We start from the raw sequence: 16,005 nt of genomic DNA on the forward strand, positions 1-16,005 counted from the left end.
GCCGGTTCAGTGACCGGTTCAGTGATCCGCGCAGCACGGTGTCGGGTCGGGCACCTCGAACGGCACCAGGGTGCCTCCGACGGCGGGCATGGCGGCAAGGACGAGTTCGCCGCCCTGCCACTGCGGACGCACATGATCGTGTGTCCGCATCGTCTGCTCCGGCGGCGGTTGACCCTGACTCCCCAGAACCGTCACCCGGTCGATCGCGCTCCGTGCCAGCAGCTCCCCCACCGTCAACGTGCCGGTGAGCGAGCCGACGCCCGGGTAGACGACCGCGCGGCCCACTGTGTCGGGAGCCCCGGGCGTCACCTCGTACCCCAGAGTCGTGAGCCGCTCCTCGGCGGTGCGCAGGAGCGGCTCCGACGGCAGGGTGAACGACAGGGCCACCCGGGGGCGGTCGCCGCGCACGAGGTGGGTGCAGGCGAACGCGCCCTCGGGCAGGGCGAGTTCCGCCGTCAGGCGCAGCAACAGATGGTCGGCCGCGCGGAGGGCCGACACCTCGGTGTCGGCCCACAAGGCGTGCGGCGTCACGAAGGCAGCACCCACACCGGGTTCGAGTAGAACCACAGGTCGCGCCACGGGTCCGCGTCACCGACGACGTCGATGGCCGGGCCCGCCGGGTCGACCGCCGCACCCATCGCGCCGGCGGCGGACCGGTTGCCGTCGCTGCCGCGCAGCCGGACGTACACAGGACGGTCGACGCGCCCGAGGTCATAGGTGAGCCGGACCGTACCGGTGGACTGGTTCACCTCGTACGATCTGACGACCCTGGCCGTCGGCGCCGTGAAGGTGTCCTGGTCCGCGACCGGGCCGGTGACATCGCCCTGGATGACGTCCACGCGGGCCAACGTCGGTACGAATCCCGCCCAGTTGGGTCCGCCGGCCGACGTCACGTCCACCGTCAGCGTGACCTTGGTGCCCTTCCTCACGTGCAGGGCGCCGCCGAGCGTGCTCCAGCGGCCGCCGCCCGAGACGCGCACGTCGAGGCCGCTGATCAACTGGCCGTGGTCCACCCAGATCCGGCCGGCCCGGATGCCGTCCATGACGGCGGCATAGGAGAAGCCGTCGGCTCCGACGTGGGTGCGGCTGTACTGGCCGGGCCAGTAGTCGCCCTGGGAGAGGTCGACCGCGCCGGAGTACACCGGGTCGGTGTGCCTGCCGTTGAGGCCGTAGTCGCTGTCCGGGCCGCCGCGCTTGGCGGTGTCCGTGTAGACCTGGTGCGAGTCGGAGTTGGCGGTGATCCACCAGGGCCTGCCCTCGGCGAGGAGGCTGTCCCACAGGCCACCGACGGTGGACGTCATCCAGTCGAACCCGCCCCACGTGCGGTAACTCTCCAACGGGTAACCGGCGAAGGAGTTGGCGCTGGGGTTGTTGTCGTAGATACCACGGGCCCGGCCCATACCGGTCGGGGCGGCGATGCCGCCCGCCTGGTGGCCCGGCGCGCCCTCGAAGCCGACGGCGATCTGGTGTCTCGCCGGGGTCGCGTCGCGCCACGCGCGGATCTCGTGCGGGGAGTCGACTCCGCGCCGCGCCGGGTGGTTGGCGAGCATCAGCGCGTCCTTGATTTTGCGCCGCCTCACCTGCTCCGCAAGGAAGTTGAGGCCGGCGACGGCGAGCGCCTCGTTGGCGGGCGTCGAGTTGGAGGCGCCCTGCACGCTGCCGTCGTAGTCGGTCTCGAACTGCTTGAGGACGGAGACCTCGTTCCTGCCGGGGTGCACGAAGACCGTGCCGTGCTCGGCGGCCGGGATGTTCCACTCCAGGCCCTGGAAGACGAGGGTGTCCTCGTAGGCGGCCCGGGCCTCCCTGATGTCCGGGTTGACCTTCTCGACACCGATCTTCGAGTGGGTCACGTTGCCGTGGTCGGTGATGACCAGCCAGTCCATGCCGTGCCGTGCGCCCTGGCGGACCTGGTCGACGACGCGGTACTTGCCGTCGTTGCTGTACTGCGTGTGGATGTGGTGGTCGCCGGCCAGCCACAGGAAGCCGTTCGTGCGCCGGCCGTTGGTGGAGGCGTACGCGGGAGCGGCTGCGGCCGGGGTGACGACGCTCGCGGCGGCGAGGCCCGCGCCGAGCAGCCCTGCCCCGCGCAGAAGCGTGCGCCGCGACCGCTGTTCGGGGCTCAGTGCCTCGTCGGGCACCGCGGTGTCGAAGGCGGCGGGCAACGCCGTACCACCCTCGTGACCATGATGGTGATGGTGGTCGTGGTCCCCGTGTCCGTGCGAGTGCCCGTGCCCCATGGCTGCGCCTCCTCCGTCACGCGGCGCCCGTAGTAGTGCGCCGCCTGAGGAGAATCGACGGGAAACATGAACCTTGCTCAACCAACGGGTGATCGCCGGGCTACCCGGATGCGGCAGATCGTCTCTCCACTCACTGTTCCCCCAAGAGCTCTTGTCCATCACACTGTTGCCCCCCGAACCTGAGCAGTGTTCACCTACCTCCCCATGGAGACACCCCCACCATGAGAAGACTCATCGGCACCCTCGTGGCCGGCGCCCTCGCGCTGACCGGGCTTGCCACGACCGGCTCGACTCCGGCGGCCGCCGCCACCTCGGGCACCTTCAACGTCCTCACGTACAACGTCGCGGGCCTCCCGGAGCTCATAAGCTCGGGCAACCCCGAGGTGAACACCCCGTTGATATCGCCGCGCCTGGGCGCGTACGACATCGTCAACGTGCAGGAGGACTTCAACTACCACGCGGCGTTGTACGCGAACGACAACCACGCGTACCGCACGGCGACGAGTGGCGGAGTGCCCTTCGGCGACGGTCTCAACACCCTCTCGGACTACGCCTTCCAGGACTTCGAGCGGGTGAAGTGGAACGCCTGCACCGGCACCAACTGCCTTACCCCGAAGGGCTTCTCGCTGGCCCGGGTGCGGATCGCCGAGGGCGTCTACGTGGACGTGTACAACGTCCACACCAACGCGGACGACACCACGGAGGCGCACGCCGCACGCCGCTCCAACGTCTCGCAGCTCTCCGCCTTCGTCCAGGCCAACTCCGCGGGCAACGCGGTGATCGTCATGGGTGACACGAACACGCGGTACACGCGTTCGGGCGACAACATCCGCACGCTCGCCTCCGAGAACGGCCTGACGGACGCGTGGGTCCAGCTGGTGAAGGGCGGTACGCCGCCGGCCCAGGGCAGTGACGCGCTCGTCTGCCCGACGACCGCGCCGACGAACGACTGCGAGGTCGTCGACAAGATCCTCTACCGCGGCAGCAAGCTCGTGAACCTCTCCGCGACCCGCTACAACAACGACTGGGCGTCGTTCCTGGACTCCGCGGGCGGCAACCTCTCCGACCACTTCCCGCACACGGTCGACTTCTCATGGACGCTGCCCTCGAACCTGCGCGCGAGCGACTTCCTCGGTGGTCCGCACGGCACGGCGTTCAACGACGCCGACGACCTCCCGGCGACGCCCTCTCCCCGCACGCTCACCCTGCGCGGCGCCTCCCGCCTGGACGCGGTGTCGCTGACGCACGACGGCGGCACGGTCCTGACCCACGGCGGCACGGGTGGCACGGCCGCCTCCCTCACTCTGGCGTCCGGCGAGCACCTCACCTCGGTGAAACTGACGCAGGGCCAGAAGGACGGCCGGACAAGGATCTTCTCGGCAGCCTTCACGACGGACAGGTCCCGCACCCTGGCCTCCGGTACGGCCACCACGGACACGAAGACGTTCACGGCACCGTCGGGCTGGCAGATCGTGGGCTTCACGGGCCGCTCGGGCGACGAGATCGACAAGCTGGGCGTGGTGTACGCGCCGATCGTCTGACCCGGCCAGTTCCCTCCGCCGGCAGCCCTGTTGTGCGGGCGGACGCCGTTCCCAGGTCCGCCCGCACGCACACCCGCCCCGCACGTCCGGAAAATCACTGCGCCCCGTCCTTCCCAGAAGGTAACTTCGGCAGGATGAGTGATCACTACGACGTGCACGGCTCCGGCCCCGTCCTCCTCATCCTCCCTGGCGGCGCCGGACATCCCACGGGCCTCGACGACTTCACGGCCCACCTCGCAGAACGCTTCACCGTCGTGACGTACGACCACCTCGGCCTCGCCCACGGCCAACTCGGCAAGCCCGTCGGGGAACAGCGCGTCGAGTGGTGGAGCGACGGCGCGGCCCGGGTGCTGGAGGCGGTGCTGGGCGAGGGCGAGTCCGCGTACGTGTTCGGCACCAGCTCGGGCTCCATCGCCGCCCTCGACCTGGCGTCCCGGCACCCGGAGCGACTGCGGCACGTGGTCGTGCACGAATCACCGGTCGTGGCGGTGCTGCCGGACGCCGAGCGGCAGCGGGCGATGTTCACCGAGGTCCACGACGCCTATCGCGCCCGGGGGCTTGAGGCCGCGTCGGCCCGCATGGTCGCGGGACTGGAGGAACGGGCGCCCACCCCGGAGGAACAGGACAGGATCTCCGACCCGGCATCCCAACCCCTTTCTCCGGCAGATGAGTTGGCGACGCCCATGGCGGTCTTCCTCACCCGCGTCCTGCTCCCGTTCACCTCCTACGTCCCCGATCTCGCCGCCCTCTCCGCCCCCTCTCGCCTCACCGTCGCTGTGGGCATCGACTCCACCGGTCAACTCCCCCACCGCACCGCCACGTTCCTCGCCCGACGCACCGGGAGCGCCGCCCGCCGGTTCCCCGGAGGGCATCTCGGGATGCTCACACACCCGGCGGAGTTCGCCGCGCGGCTCACGGAGACGTTGGTTCCGGTCGGCTGATCCGGGCGGGACCGTTCGGCGCCCACCGAACCGTGCCCGCGCCCAAGCGGAATCCGGTCCGATCCGGCGGCAACCTATCCCCACCCCACGGCAACAGACGAGCATGACACCAGCACCACTCCCCCGCACCTCCGCCCACCGCCGCACCCACGCAGCCCGCAAGCCCCTGATCGGCGGCCTCGCGGCGGCCGGTCTGCTCGCCGGCGCCTGGTACGCGACCGCCGGGGCGGCGACGACGCCCGCCGCGCCCACCCTCGCCGTCACGAACACCTCCGTGACACTGCCTGCCAAGTTCCCCTACCTGTCCGCCGGTTACAACAACACGCGGGAGTGGACGCGCACGGCGACAGCGGTCGCGCCCAACGGCACGATGCGGGTCGCCTGGCCGGCCTCGGACGGTGTACACGTGACGCCGCTGACCTCGGCCGGCAAGCGTGCGGGCGGTGACGCGATCGTCAAGGGCACCAGGGAGGTCGGCGGGCTGATCGCCCACAACGACGGCTTCGCGCTTCTCACCCGGGTCGCCGACACCAACAAGTGGAAGGAGACGGCGGCGGCCCTGGTCCGCTTCTCCAAGGGCAAGGAGGCCTGGCGCACGAAGCTCACGGGCACCGCGTCCAACGACACGTCCCCGACCCTGGACGGCCAGCTCACCTGGAACGGCACCAAGTACGGCGCCTACTTCGTCGTACACGGCGCGGGCGGCTTCGCCGACGGCCACTTCGGCGACAAGCTGTCGTACATCGGTGCCAAGGGCGCGAAGCTCAGCGGCGGCTGGGGCTGGGGCTGCTCCCACAACGAGGGCATCGCCCTGCACGCCGAGGCCACCGGCGCCTTCACCTCCCTCTGCTTCGACGACTGGCGTTCGGGTCTGTTCGTGTCGACGGGCATCGGCGCCCCGGACAACGCGCCGGCCGTGCAGCGCGAGCAGTGCTGGGCGGGCTACTGCGGCGGCACGTACGCGAGCCGCACCGGTGACCTGGTGAAGTCGTCCACGGGCCGCTACGCCACCGCCTACGGTTCGCGCGGCTCGGCCTCCGCGGCCAGGAACCCGGACGACGCGAGCGGCCGGGGCTGGACGGTGAAGCCGAGGTGGAGCACGCACCAGGTGGCGGTGTCGTTCCTCAAGAACCGCAACTCCCCCGCGGGCAAGGCGATCTACCTGACGAACGCGCCGGGCACCGAACACGTCAACGTCCGGGTCGCCCCGTACGGCAAGGACCGGCTGCTGGTCTCCTGGGAGTCCCTGAAGAACGCCAAGTGCGCGAGCGGCACCTGCACCGGCACGTTCACGGGCACGCACCTGCGGCTGATCGACTGGAACGGCGCGTTCAGGACGCCGGACAAGATCGTGCAGGCGCGCATCACGGGCGACCTAGCGGTCCTGAAGGACGGCTCCCTGACCTGGGCGTACGCTCCGGTGACCCCGTCGTACGCGACCGCGCTGAACGGGGCGTCCCCGACCACCGCGACGCTGCGGATCGCCCGCCTGGCGCGCTGAACCCGCCACGCCGGCCGGACCACGTGCGTCTCAGCCACCGAAATCCGGTCGACGGCCGGCCGCGTACACCAGAGCATGACCGCCATGGTGGATACCTCTCTGTACGCGGCCTTCCTCGCCACCGCCTTCGCCCTGTGCGTGGCTCCCGGCCCCGACATGATGTTCATCGTGGCCATGGGCGGACGTGGCGGCCCGGTCACCGGAGTGCTGGCCGCGCTGGGGGTGGCGGCCGGTGCCCTGGTGCACGCGGTGTCGGCGGCGCTCGGTCTGTCGGCGCTCTTCACGACCCTTCCGGTGCTGTACCACGTACTGCGCTGGCTCGGCGCCGCCTACCTCCTCCACCTCGCGGTCAAGGCGTTCCGCGACCGCTCGCCACTGGCGACCGAGGAGCACGGAGCAGCCTCGGCCGGCCCCGCCGGCCCGGGTCGGAGGCGCGCCTTCTGGCAGGGCGCCGTCACCAACCTCCTCAACCCCAAGATGATCCTGTTCAACGTGGCGTTTCTGCCGCAGTTCGTGAACCCGGCCCTGGGGCAAGTGAGTTGGCAGCTTCTGCTGCTGGGGCTGACGCTCGTCCTGATGGGTTTCACCGTCGACGCCTCGGTCGGTCTGCTCTCCGGCCGTCTGTCGTCGGCGCTGCGCGACAGCCGCCGGGTGGCCCGCGGCCTCAACATCTTCAGCGGCACGGTCTTCACGGGGCTCGCCGTACGGCTGGTCGCGGCGCCGAAGTAGTCCGCAGCAGCGACCGCGGCGAGTTGCTGTCCAACCTGGAGCGCCCCGGTTCCGGTCGGGGCGCCCCAGGAGTTCTTGCCGGGCCGGCGGCCCTACCTCACCCCGCCCCGCGGTACCAGCCGCTGCGCCACCAGCTCGTCGCGCACCAACTCGGCGTACACCGTGGCCCCGTGGACGGACGTGTGGGTGTTGTCCCGCTTCTCGTTGTAGAGGTACAGCGCCTTGGAGCCCTCGACGCCGAGGGACTCCACGAGTGCCTTCGTCTTCGCCGTCAGGTCGATCAGCGGTACGTCCCGTTCGGCCGCGACCGCGCGGATCACCGCCGGGTGGTCGACGCCGAGGCCGTTGACCAGCAGGGCGGTGCCGTTGTTCAGGGTGCCGTCGGAGTTGAACCAGCGGCGCACGATCGGGGTCACCAGTACCGGTTTCCCCCCTCGCTCACGAATACCCGCGACGAGCGTCTCCAGGTTCGCGCGGTACGTCGGCTCGTCCGTCTGCTTGTCGTTGTGGGCGAGCTGGACGAGCACCGGGTCGCCGGGCCGGATCAGCGGCTGAACCGTCGGGAACAGCGCGGAGTTGGCGAGGTAGGTGACCGTACTCTCCCCGGAGTCCGCGTAGTTGGCGACGGACAGGCCCTTGCGGAGGTACTGCGGGAGCTGCTGGCCCCAGCCGGCGTACGGGTCGCCGGGCTGGTCGCAGACGGTCGAGTCGCCGACCAGGAAGATCTGCCGGGTGTGCCGGCCGGCCGGGGTCACCCGGATGTCCGCCAGGGCCGGCGCCGAGCCGCCGAGCACCAGGTCGAGGCCGGGAGTGCCCTCGGTGCCGGTCGGTTCCCCTTCGGGCGTACGGACGTTCACGGTGAAGCTGCGGGCCACGCGCTCGCCGGCCGCCGTGGCGGTCTCCGGGAGGAGCGAGCGCCGGGTCTCGCCGGTGACGGCGGTACTGGCGGCGGCCTCGCCGCCCAGCAGCACCTTCACGTCGTACGTGCCGGGGGCGACGTCGAAGTGGCAGGCGGTGGCGGCGCAGTTCTCGATGCCCAGGGCGCGCGGGCCGTGCGAGGGCGGTTCATGAGCGGCGGCGGGTACGGCGGCCAGGGTGGTGGCCGTGCTCAGGGTCACGGCTGCCAGCACGGCACGGTTGAAACGTCTCATCGCGATTCCCACAGCAGTCCTCCGAGGCTCGACAAGGCCCAGCGGCAGGACCGTACATGTTCGAGCAAGCGCTTTCTAGAGTCCTGCACGTTTTCACACAACTGCCAACTTCCTTACAACGAAAGCCCTTTCGCGAAAACGATTCAACTGTCACGCTTCCGAACACCCGCACACCCCCCACACCTCCGAAGGAGGCACCCCCATGTCCGCAGCCAACGACAGACATCCAGGGACCCACCTCGGCCGCCGTGCGCTCGTTCTCGGCGCCACGGCCACCGCCGCCGGACTCGCCCTCCCCGGTACCGCGCAGGCGGCGACCTTCGGCTACACCGACGACGGCACGAACTACGTCATCGACACCGGCGCCAACCTCGTCCTCAAGGTCCGCAAGTCCAACGGCGACCTGTCCTCGCTGGTCTACCGGGGCACGGAGTACCAGGGCTACGGCGGCATGAACTCGCACATCGAGTCCGGCCTCGGCTCCTCCACCGTGACGATCCAGCAGTCGGGTTCGACGATCCTGGTCAGCGTCACCTACGGCACGCTCAAGCACTACTACGCGGCCCGCAGCGGCGAGAACAACGTCTACGTGTGGACCAACAAGGCCGACACGTCGGTCTCGGCGACCCGCTTCATCCTCCGTGTCAAGGCGGGCCTGTTCCTCAATGACGAGCCCGACTCGTACACGTACACGAACAGCACCATCGAGGCCTCGGACGTCTTCGCGAAGTCCGACGGCCAGACCCGCTCGAAGCACTACTCGAAGCTGCGGGTCATGGACTACGACTACGTCGGCTGGACGACCGGAAGCGTCGGTCTGTACGTCGTCCGTTCCAACCACGAGAAGGCCTCCGGCGGCCCCTTCTACCGCTCCCTCCTGCGCCACCAGAGCGCGGACGGAGGCGGTCTGTACGAGATCCTGTACTACGGCCAGAACCAGACCGAGGACCAGCGCTTCGGCCTCCAGGGCCCGTACGTCATCGCCTTCACGGACGGCGGCACGCCCTCCTCGTCACTGTTCCCGGGGACCCTCACCACGTCGTGGGCGGACTCGCTCGGCATCTCCGGGTACGTCGCCGCGGGCGGCCGGGGCCGGGTCGCGGGTGTCGGGATCACCGGGCGCAACACGGCATACGCGTACACGGTCGGGATCGCCAACTCGGCGGCGCAGTACTGGGGTTCGGCCCGCGCCTCGGACGGCTACTTCTCCATCGCGGGTGTCCTTCCGGGGACGTACACGCTCACGGTGTTCAAGGGCGAACTCGCCGTCCACACCACCTCGGTGTCGGTGTCGGCCGGTGCCACGACCACCCTCAACTCGATCGCGATCCCGTCCTCGAACGACCCGAGCAACGCGAGCGCGATCTGGCGGATCAACGACTGGAACGGCACACCGAGCGGCTTCAAGAACGCCGACCTGATGACGTACGCGCATCCGTCGGACGTCCGCGCCGCCTCCTGGACCGGCAACGTGGTGATCGGCAGCGGCACCGAGACATCGGGCTTCCCCTGCTACATCTGGAAGGACGTCAACAGCGGCCTGCTGGTGTACTTCAGGCTGACCGCGGCACAGGCCGCCGCCGCGCACACCCTGCGCATCGGCGTGACGACGGCCTACGCCAACGGCCGCCCGCAGGTCGTCGTCAACGACACCTGGACGTCGGCCGTCCCCTCCCCGCCCACCCAGCCGAACACCCGGTCCCTGACCAACGGGTCCTACCGGGGGAACAACACCACGTTCACCTACAGCGTGCCGGCGAGCGCCTGGCTCACGGACACCAGTCAGTACAACGTGCTGAAGATCAACGTGGTGAGCGGTTCGGGGACGACGAGCTATCTCAGCGCGGGCACATCGATCGACGCCCTCGACCTGCTGAGCTGAGCGCTCCGCTGGACTGGCGGTTCGTTCACCGCGGGCCAGGGGGGCTGGTCGCGCAGTTCCCCGCGCCCCGTGAGGGGCGCGGGGACGCATCCGGCTTCACCAGGTCCGCCGGCGCGGCCAGATCACTGATGCGCCGTCATGTCCCGCGTGTCCACTGCTGGTTGGTTCCTCCGTTGCACGTGTACGTGATCAGTGCGGCGCCGTTGGCGGTGGACGCGCCGTTCACGTCCAGGCACTCGCCGGTGGCGCGGGACCTGAGCAGGACGTAGCTGCCCGACGTGGTCACCGACCACTGCTGGTTGGTGGCCGTGGCGCTGCAGTTCTCCTGGGTGACGGTGGTGGCGCCCTCGGTCACGCACAGGGAGCTGCCCCGGCCCAGGAGCTGGTAGTAGCCGTCGGCGACGGACTTGAACCAGTACTTCTGGTTGTTGCCGCCGTTGCAGTCGTACTGCTTGATCTGGGTGCCCGCCCACAGCGACTGGCTGGTGACATCGGCGCACTTGGACGAGTGCCGGGCGATCAGCGTGTTGTACGTGGCGCTGTTCCCCGTGACCGTACCGGTGGCCGTGTCGATGGTGACCTCCGGCGACCAGGTCATGGACATCGTGGTCGAGGACGGGAAGCTCAACGGCAGCCACACATAACGGGAGTCGTTGACGGTCCCGCCGAAGGCGTTGCCCCAGCGGTCGCCCATGTAGAGGTAAGAGGTGCCCGAACTCCCCTGCACGGGGAGGACGTACGCGGTCTGCGAGCCGTACGTCGTCGAGTCGCCGACGTTCGCCATGGCGGTCCACGGGCCGGTGATGCTGGTCGCGGTGGCGTACTGCTGCTGGTTGGGGCTCCAGCCGGTGGCACCCGAAGTCAGCATGAAGTAGACACCGTTGCGCTTGAAGAGGGCCGGTGCCTCGCGGTGACCGCCGTGCCAGGGGTCTGCGACCAGCGCGGCGATGCCGGTGTAGTCGGCGGTGAGCCGGTAGATCTGGAGGTCGTAGTTCTCGCGGGCCGCCGAGATCATGTAGCCGGTGCCGTCGGTGTCGACGAACACCGTGATGTCACGGGACATGTGGGTGTCCAGCGGGCGGAAGCTGCCCTGCCAGGCGTAGTTGCCGTCGACGGTGTCGGAGACGGCGACGGCGGCGCGGGCCTCGCTGTAGTCGGCGCCGTTCTCCTTGTGCATCCACATCACGAACTTGCCGGTGGCCGCGTTGTACATGACCTTCGGCCGTTCGATGTTGGCGGTGGCGAGTTCGGAAGCGCTGGACCGGGTCAGGACGTGGTTGCGGAACTCCCAGTTCTTCAGGTCGGTGGAGCGGTAGGCGTCCACGTACTGGAAGGTGTTGTCGGCGTTGCGGTGCTCGCCGAACCAGTAGTAGTAGGAGCCGACCTTGATGACTCCGCCGCCGTGCGCGTGCACGGGGTCACCGTTGGTGGCGGTGAACTGGGTGCCGTTGGTGACGGTCACCGCCGCGGCCTGGGCGGGCCCGGCGGTGGCGAGGGCGCCGGCCAGCGCCAGACAGAGGGCGAGGAACACCGCGTACACACGTCTCATCAGACACTCTCCTTCAGATTCAGTGAGTCGACCTGCGCGTCGGCGACGGGGACGCCGAAGTCCGGGGTGCCGTCGGTGTTCCAGCCGAGCTTCTGCACCCGGGTGTGCCGGTGGGGATCATCGAGCGGATGTGCATTTGCGTGTGTATGTGGGGGGTGACACGAGAAATGTTCGTAGTTACGAACAAGATCTGCCATTCCGAACGCCGAAAAGGTAAGCGTGTGTTACGGGAAGGTCAACGGGTCGGACGGGATGAATCCGCTGAGCAACTTTCTGTTATTACCCGGACGTCCAGTCCGTCTCCGTAGACGTGCACAGCCACTCCCCCATCACCAGCCCCGCCGCCACTCCCGCCCACAGGGCAGTGACGGCTGCCGCGGCCCTCGCGATGACCGCCCTCCTGCTCGGCGCCCCGCCCGCGTCGGCGGCCGGCCCCCGGGACGTCACCGCCGACGTCCTCGCCGGCCGGGACGTCACGCTCACCGGAGACACGGTGGTCAGGGTGCCCGCCGGGACGACGACGTACAACGGTGTCTTCCGCGGCGAGGGCACCCTCACCGTGCGCGGCACGGGCACCCTGATCCTGACGAAGGACAGCGACTTCACGCTCCCCAGGTCCCGGCAGGGGCAGAAGGTGAGCATCCCCGGCGGCAACCACCCGTACGTCACGGTGACGAACCCCGACCCGCCGGCGGTGACGGTGGAGCGGGGAGCCACCCTGCAGTACGGCAACGGCGGTACGACGGGCCTGATCGGCCACTTCCCGTACGACACCCCGGCGTTCCGGCTGAACCAGGACAACATCCGGGTGGACGGCACCCTGCGCCTGTCCCTGAAGAGCGCGTACAACCTGGGCACGATCAGCGGCGACGGACTGCTGACGCAACCCCGTTTCCTCTGGGGAACCTGGGACCTCTCGGGCACCCACTCCTTCTCCGGGGTGATCGACAACGGCACCCAGGTGAACGCGGGACGGCCGGAGTTCGCGACGTCCCTCCCCCGCGTGCGCAAGGTTCTCAACCAGGGCACCTGGACGGTCGACACCCCGCTCGGCCGGACGGTCACCATGGGCATGGACTTCTACCAGCGCGAGTACGGCAGCGACATCAACGTCCAGTCCCGCCCGGGCTCGAAGGTGGTCCTGACCGGCCAGTACAGCTGGTCGAACCAGGGGGGCGACACCGACCCGTCGCTCAGCGACCCCGCCCTCAACTGGACGCCGGCCCGCAAGAACGTCAACAAACGCGGCACCAACATCAAGGGCGCGAACGTCCAGTGGGGAGACGGCACCACGAACAAGATCTTCATGCCGGGTACCGCCAAGACGGTGTACATCAACCTCCTCGCGGCCAGGTCCCGTTCACTGCTCACGTTCGACTACAACGGCCCGGTGACGCTGGGTGCCCCGATCGGCGGCGGCCGGTTCCACGACACCCTGTCCGCTCCCGGTGCCGGGGACATCGTCATCAGGGGGACACGCGGCAACGACGTCACGTTCGCCGCGGTGCAGTACTACGACGGGTCGACGACGGTCGAGAAGGGCGCCGTACTGCGACTTGGCAGCGGGAAGGCAGGCGGCGACGGCGGTCTGTACACGAAGGGTTCGCTCTACAAGGTCGTCAACAACGGCTCGCTGGTGGTGCGGAACACGAGCAGGGCGCTGGTGCTGTCGCGGATCAGCGGCAGCGGGTCGTTCACGCAGTCGGGTGCGGCTACGACGACGCTGACGGGCGGTGGAGTGACGTACAGCGGCAGTACGACGGTCACGAAGGGCACGCTGGCGCTGAGGGACGGGGCAACTCTCGCACGCAGCAAGGCTGTTCGGCTGACCACGGCGGGTGCGCGGCTCGACGTGGGCACGGCGGGCCTGCGCGTGGAGACCACGCTCACCGGCTCGGGCACGGTGAAGGGCTCCGTGACGAACGAGGGCGTGGTGGCCGGCGGGTTGACGGTGACGGGGGGCTACACGCAGGGCACGAAGGGCGAACTGGTACTGCGGGGGCGGCCGTTGAAGGTCGGCGGTGCGGTGCGGCTGGCGGGGGCGCTGGACCTTTCGGCGGCGGTTTCGGGGTCGAACCCGGTCGGCACGATCACGGTGCTGAACCACACCGGGCGCACGAAGACGGCCGGCGCGTTCAGCGGGCTGAAGGAGGGCACCGCGCTGAAGCTCGGCGACACGACGTACCGGATCAGTTACCGGGGCGGCGACGGCAACGACGTGGTCCTGACTGCGGACGCCAAGAGCGCGTCACCGACGGCTGGTTCGAAGGCGCGCTCGGGGTCGGCGGCGGGGTCGGGATCGGCGGGGGCGGCCAACGCGAGCACCAACTCCGCTTCTGCGGCGTCCAGTTCGGGTCTCGGCTGGTGGCCGTACGCGATGGCGGTCGGGCTGTTGGCGGGGCTGCTGATTCCGGCCACCCGGAGAATGCGGGGGCACGGGAGCGGGCGGCGGCGGGGCGGGCGGCACGCGGCGCAGGGCTGATTCGGGGCGGTGCTCAAGCGCCTCCAGCGGTCTGCCGGAACCCGCTCCTGGCCGCGGGCGGGGCGCCCTGGCCCGACAACCCGCCCACGATTCCCTGACCACGTGCCGCCAGTTGGTGCACAAGTTCACGAGCCCGTGATCGGCGTGTCGGAGCGGCCGGCCCCGCGCATGGCGGTGAAGTTGTCGAGCGTGCCCTGGCTGAAGGTGTCGTACCAGCCGCGAGTCGAGACGCCGTCGCTGAGCTGGAGGGAGACCGATCTGATGAGTCGTGAGAGGAACTGGACGTTCGTCTACTCCGAGTTGACCGTCGGCACGAAGTGGCGGAAGAAGGGTCGTGCCCGAGCTGCTCTCCTCGGCGCTCATGGAAGATCGCGACGAGCATCTCGCTGTCCTTCTGGTGGACGTGGCACGCCCCGGGGTCCAGACCCTGTACGAGTCCTGGGGCTTGCCGAAGGTGGGTGGACGGCGGCCCTTCCCTTTGGCCGACGGTTGCGCTGTACGCTCTTGCGACCACGTGAGCCGGTATTGACTGGGGGTCTGCATGACTGATCAGCCGCTCAAGGCGCACTTCACTGAGACCGTCGTCCTTCCCGACGGCCGGAAGGTACGTGTGAGCGCGTATCCCGACGGCAGTATCCGGTTCCGCGTCGATGGACTGCCCTACGTCCTGACCGAGGCGTATCTCAGCGGCAACCCGGAGAAGGACCAGGCGATCATGAAGATCTCGCCCGGCAAGCAGGGGAGCAACGCGGCGTACAACTACGTTGACGAGCTGGCGAAGAGGAACGCCACGTAGTCAGTGCGAAGGCGCTCCCTCACAGCAACGGGGGAAACTGGCTGATGTGCCGAGTTCTCGCGCTGGACCACCAGACTGAGCACGGCAAGTCATCGTCCCCGTAGGGACTGTCAGTACCGGATCGGTGCCGACGACGCACCGCAGTCCGGTGCACCGATCGACAGTTCTTGCCCTACTGAGCTTGCAGACGTGGTGTCGTCGGGGTGAGTCCGTTGGCGATGGGCATCCGTAGATCACGTCGGGCCGGTGCTGAGCGTAAAACCCCTTTGGGTCAGGATGACGGTCATCCTAGGGTGCTCCGCGTGAGCAGCGAAATGCCCTACCAGCCGCTTCCGATCGCCCAGTCGGACGTACGCTACGCCCACGGACCCGACTCGGTCGTACAGCCGGGCGTGCCCACGGGCGAGACGATCGCTTTCGACTGGAACGACAGCACGATCTACCCGGGGACTGTCCGGAAGTTCTGGGTTCACGTACCCACGCAGTACGACCCTTCCACGCCGGCGTCTCTGATGGTGTTCCAGGACGGATGGTGGTACCTGGACCCAGACGGGCAGGTGCGCGGCGCGACGGTCCTGGACAATCTCATCCACCGCGGTGACATCCCGGTCACCATCGGCGTGTTCGTCGATCCCGGCATCTTCCCGGATACCGAGGATCCGAAGAATCGCAACAACGAGTACGACGCCTTCGACGACCGGTACGTCACCTTCCTCCTGACCGAGATCATCCCTCAGATCACCGAGCGCTACTCAATCGCCGAGGAGCCCGAACGGTGGGGCATCTGCGGCGGCAGCAGCGGCGGCGGCAACTGCGCCTTCACCGCGGGGTGGCTCCGGCCGGACAAGTTCCGGCGCATCATCGGATTCCTGTCCAGCTTCGCGCAGATGCCTGACGGTAATCCCTACCCCACGCTCATCCCCAGCGTTCCTCGCAAGCAGCTGCGCATCTCCCTGCAAGCAGGCCATCGCGACCTGGGGTGGAACGAATCCCAGGGGAACTGGCTCGCCAACAACCTGCGCGTCGCCGCCGCTCTCGCGGAAGCGGGCTATGACTTCCGGCTGGTCCTCGGTGACGGCGGGCACAGCCCCAACCACGCAGGCGTCTTGCTACCGGACGGTTTGCGCGCTGGATAGTGTCCTGTCAATCCCCTCGGACTGTGGAGATCTTCTAAGCGGCCAGCTCCAAGGGGGAGC

Annotated in this window: 12 protein-coding genes and 1 pseudogene; 8 read left to right on the forward strand and 5 right to left on the reverse strand. The window is 69.1% G+C overall.

Features of this window, described 5'->3' with window-relative positions; translation table 11 throughout:
* Positions 1–18: 18 nt before the first annotated feature.
* A complete protein-coding gene (locus RB628_RS24440; RefSeq protein WP_318322662.1) occupies positions 19–531 on the reverse strand; it encodes a hypothetical protein in 513 nt (170 codons plus the stop codon).
* Positions 528–2,237, reverse strand: coding sequence for a PHP domain-containing protein (locus tag RB628_RS24445; RefSeq protein ID WP_318322663.1), 1,710 nt, complete (start codon positions 2,235–2,237; stop codon positions 528–530). The genes RB628_RS24440 and RB628_RS24445 overlap by 4 nt, the downstream gene beginning before the upstream one ends.
* A 221-nt stretch (positions 2,238–2,458) precedes the next feature.
* Between RB628_RS24445 and RB628_RS24450 the strand changes: the two genes are divergently transcribed.
* The 4 genes from RB628_RS24450 to RB628_RS24465 all read left to right on the forward strand — a co-directional run bounded on the left by RB628_RS24450 (position 2,459) and on the right by RB628_RS24465 (position 6,949).
* Positions 2,459–3,778: a jacalin-like lectin gene (locus RB628_RS24450; RefSeq protein ID WP_318322664.1), complete on the forward strand. Its 1,320-nt coding sequence runs from the start codon at positions 2,459–2,461 to the stop codon at positions 3,776–3,778.
* 134 nt (positions 3,779–3,912) lie between these two features.
* A complete protein-coding gene (locus RB628_RS24455; protein ID WP_318322665.1) occupies positions 3,913–4,719 on the forward strand; it encodes an alpha/beta hydrolase in 807 nt (268 codons plus the stop codon).
* Positions 4,720–4,822: 103 nt separating this feature from the next.
* On the forward strand, positions 4,823–6,220 hold the full coding sequence (locus tag RB628_RS24460) for a hypothetical protein (protein ID WP_318322666.1): 1,398 nt from the start codon (positions 4,823–4,825) through the stop codon (positions 6,218–6,220).
* Between the two features lie 84 nt (positions 6,221–6,304).
* A complete protein-coding gene (locus tag RB628_RS24465) occupies positions 6,305–6,949 on the forward strand; it encodes a LysE family translocator (RefSeq protein WP_318322667.1) in 645 nt (214 codons plus the stop codon).
* A gap of 92 nt (positions 6,950–7,041) precedes the next feature.
* On the opposite strand, the gene RB628_RS24470 is transcribed toward RB628_RS24465, so the two are convergent.
* The gene (locus RB628_RS24470; RefSeq protein WP_318322668.1) at positions 7,042–8,100 is read right to left on the reverse strand and encodes a rhamnogalacturonan acetylesterase; all 1,059 of its coding nucleotides are present in this window, start codon (positions 8,098–8,100) and stop codon (positions 7,042–7,044) included.
* Positions 8,101–8,302: 202 nt separating this feature from the next.
* Here RB628_RS24470 and RB628_RS24475 point away from each other — a divergent pair, with 202 nt between their 5' ends.
* On the forward strand, positions 8,303–9,982 hold the full coding sequence (locus RB628_RS24475; RefSeq protein WP_318322669.1) for a rhamnogalacturonan lyase B N-terminal domain-containing protein: 1,680 nt from the start codon (positions 8,303–8,305) through the stop codon (positions 9,980–9,982).
* A gap of 136 nt (positions 9,983–10,118) precedes the next feature.
* Here the strand turns inward: RB628_RS24475 and RB628_RS24480 are convergent, their stop codons facing one another.
* Both RB628_RS24480 and RB628_RS24485 read right to left on the reverse strand, forming a co-directional pair.
* Positions 10,119–11,531, reverse strand: a complete 1,413-nt coding sequence (locus RB628_RS24480; protein WP_318322670.1) for an RICIN domain-containing protein — start codon at positions 11,529–11,531, stop codon at positions 10,119–10,121.
* A pseudogene (locus tag RB628_RS24485) lies at positions 11,531–11,659 on the reverse strand (alpha-N-arabinofuranosidase); the annotation flags it as partial. The gene RB628_RS24480 and the pseudogene RB628_RS24485, both read right to left, overlap by 1 nt.
* Before the next feature lie 260 nt (positions 11,660–11,919).
* On the opposite strand from RB628_RS24485, the gene RB628_RS24490 reads away from it, so the two are divergent.
* The 3 genes from RB628_RS24490 to RB628_RS24500 all read left to right on the forward strand — a co-directional run bounded on the left by RB628_RS24490 (position 11,920) and on the right by RB628_RS24500 (position 15,945).
* On the forward strand, positions 11,920–14,013 hold the full coding sequence (locus tag RB628_RS24490; RefSeq protein ID WP_318322675.1) for an autotransporter: 2,094 nt from the start codon (positions 11,920–11,922) through the stop codon (positions 14,011–14,013).
* A gap of 541 nt (positions 14,014–14,554) precedes the next feature.
* Positions 14,555–14,809 carry a hypothetical protein gene (locus tag RB628_RS24495; protein WP_318322671.1) on the forward strand — a complete coding sequence of 85 codons (255 nt, stop codon included), beginning with the start codon at positions 14,555–14,557 and terminating at the stop codon, positions 14,807–14,809.
* A 302-nt stretch (positions 14,810–15,111) separates the two neighbouring features.
* Complete coding sequence (locus RB628_RS24500) at positions 15,112–15,945, forward strand: alpha/beta hydrolase (protein WP_318322672.1); 834 nt, start codon at positions 15,112–15,114, stop codon at positions 15,943–15,945.
* Positions 15,946–16,005 lie beyond the last annotated feature (60 nt).

Source organism: Streptomyces sp. ADMS, assembly GCF_033441795.1.
In the GTDB taxonomy this organism is placed as follows: Bacteria; Actinomycetota; Actinomycetes; order Streptomycetales; family Streptomycetaceae; genus Streptomyces.

Coding starts and splice junctions, on each gene's coding strand:
- RB628_RS24445 (WP_318322663.1), bottom strand. CDS start 2,237: ATGGGGCACGGGCACTCGCACGGACACGGGGACCACGACCACCATCAC.
- RB628_RS24450 (WP_318322664.1), top strand. CDS start 2,459: ATGAGAAGACTCATCGGCACCCTCGTGGCCGGCGCCCTCGCGCTGACC.
- RB628_RS24455 (WP_318322665.1), top strand. CDS start 3,913: ATGAGTGATCACTACGACGTGCACGGCTCCGGCCCCGTCCTCCTCATC.
- RB628_RS24460 (WP_318322666.1), top strand. CDS start 4,823: ATGACACCAGCACCACTCCCCCGCACCTCCGCCCACCGCCGCACCCAC.
- RB628_RS24465 (WP_318322667.1), top strand. CDS start 6,305: ATGGTGGATACCTCTCTGTACGCGGCCTTCCTCGCCACCGCCTTCGCC.
- RB628_RS24470 (WP_318322668.1), bottom strand. CDS start 8,100: ATGAGACGTTTCAACCGTGCCGTGCTGGCAGCCGTGACCCTGAGCACG.
- RB628_RS24475 (WP_318322669.1), top strand. CDS start 8,303: ATGTCCGCAGCCAACGACAGACATCCAGGGACCCACCTCGGCCGCCGT.
- RB628_RS24480 (WP_318322670.1), bottom strand. CDS start 11,531: ATGAGACGTGTGTACGCGGTGTTCCTCGCCCTCTGTCTGGCGCTGGCC.
- RB628_RS24490 (WP_318322675.1), top strand. CDS start 11,920: ATGACCGCCCTCCTGCTCGGCGCCCCGCCCGCGTCGGCGGCCGGCCCC.
- RB628_RS24495 (WP_318322671.1), top strand. CDS start 14,555: ATGACTGATCAGCCGCTCAAGGCGCACTTCACTGAGACCGTCGTCCTT.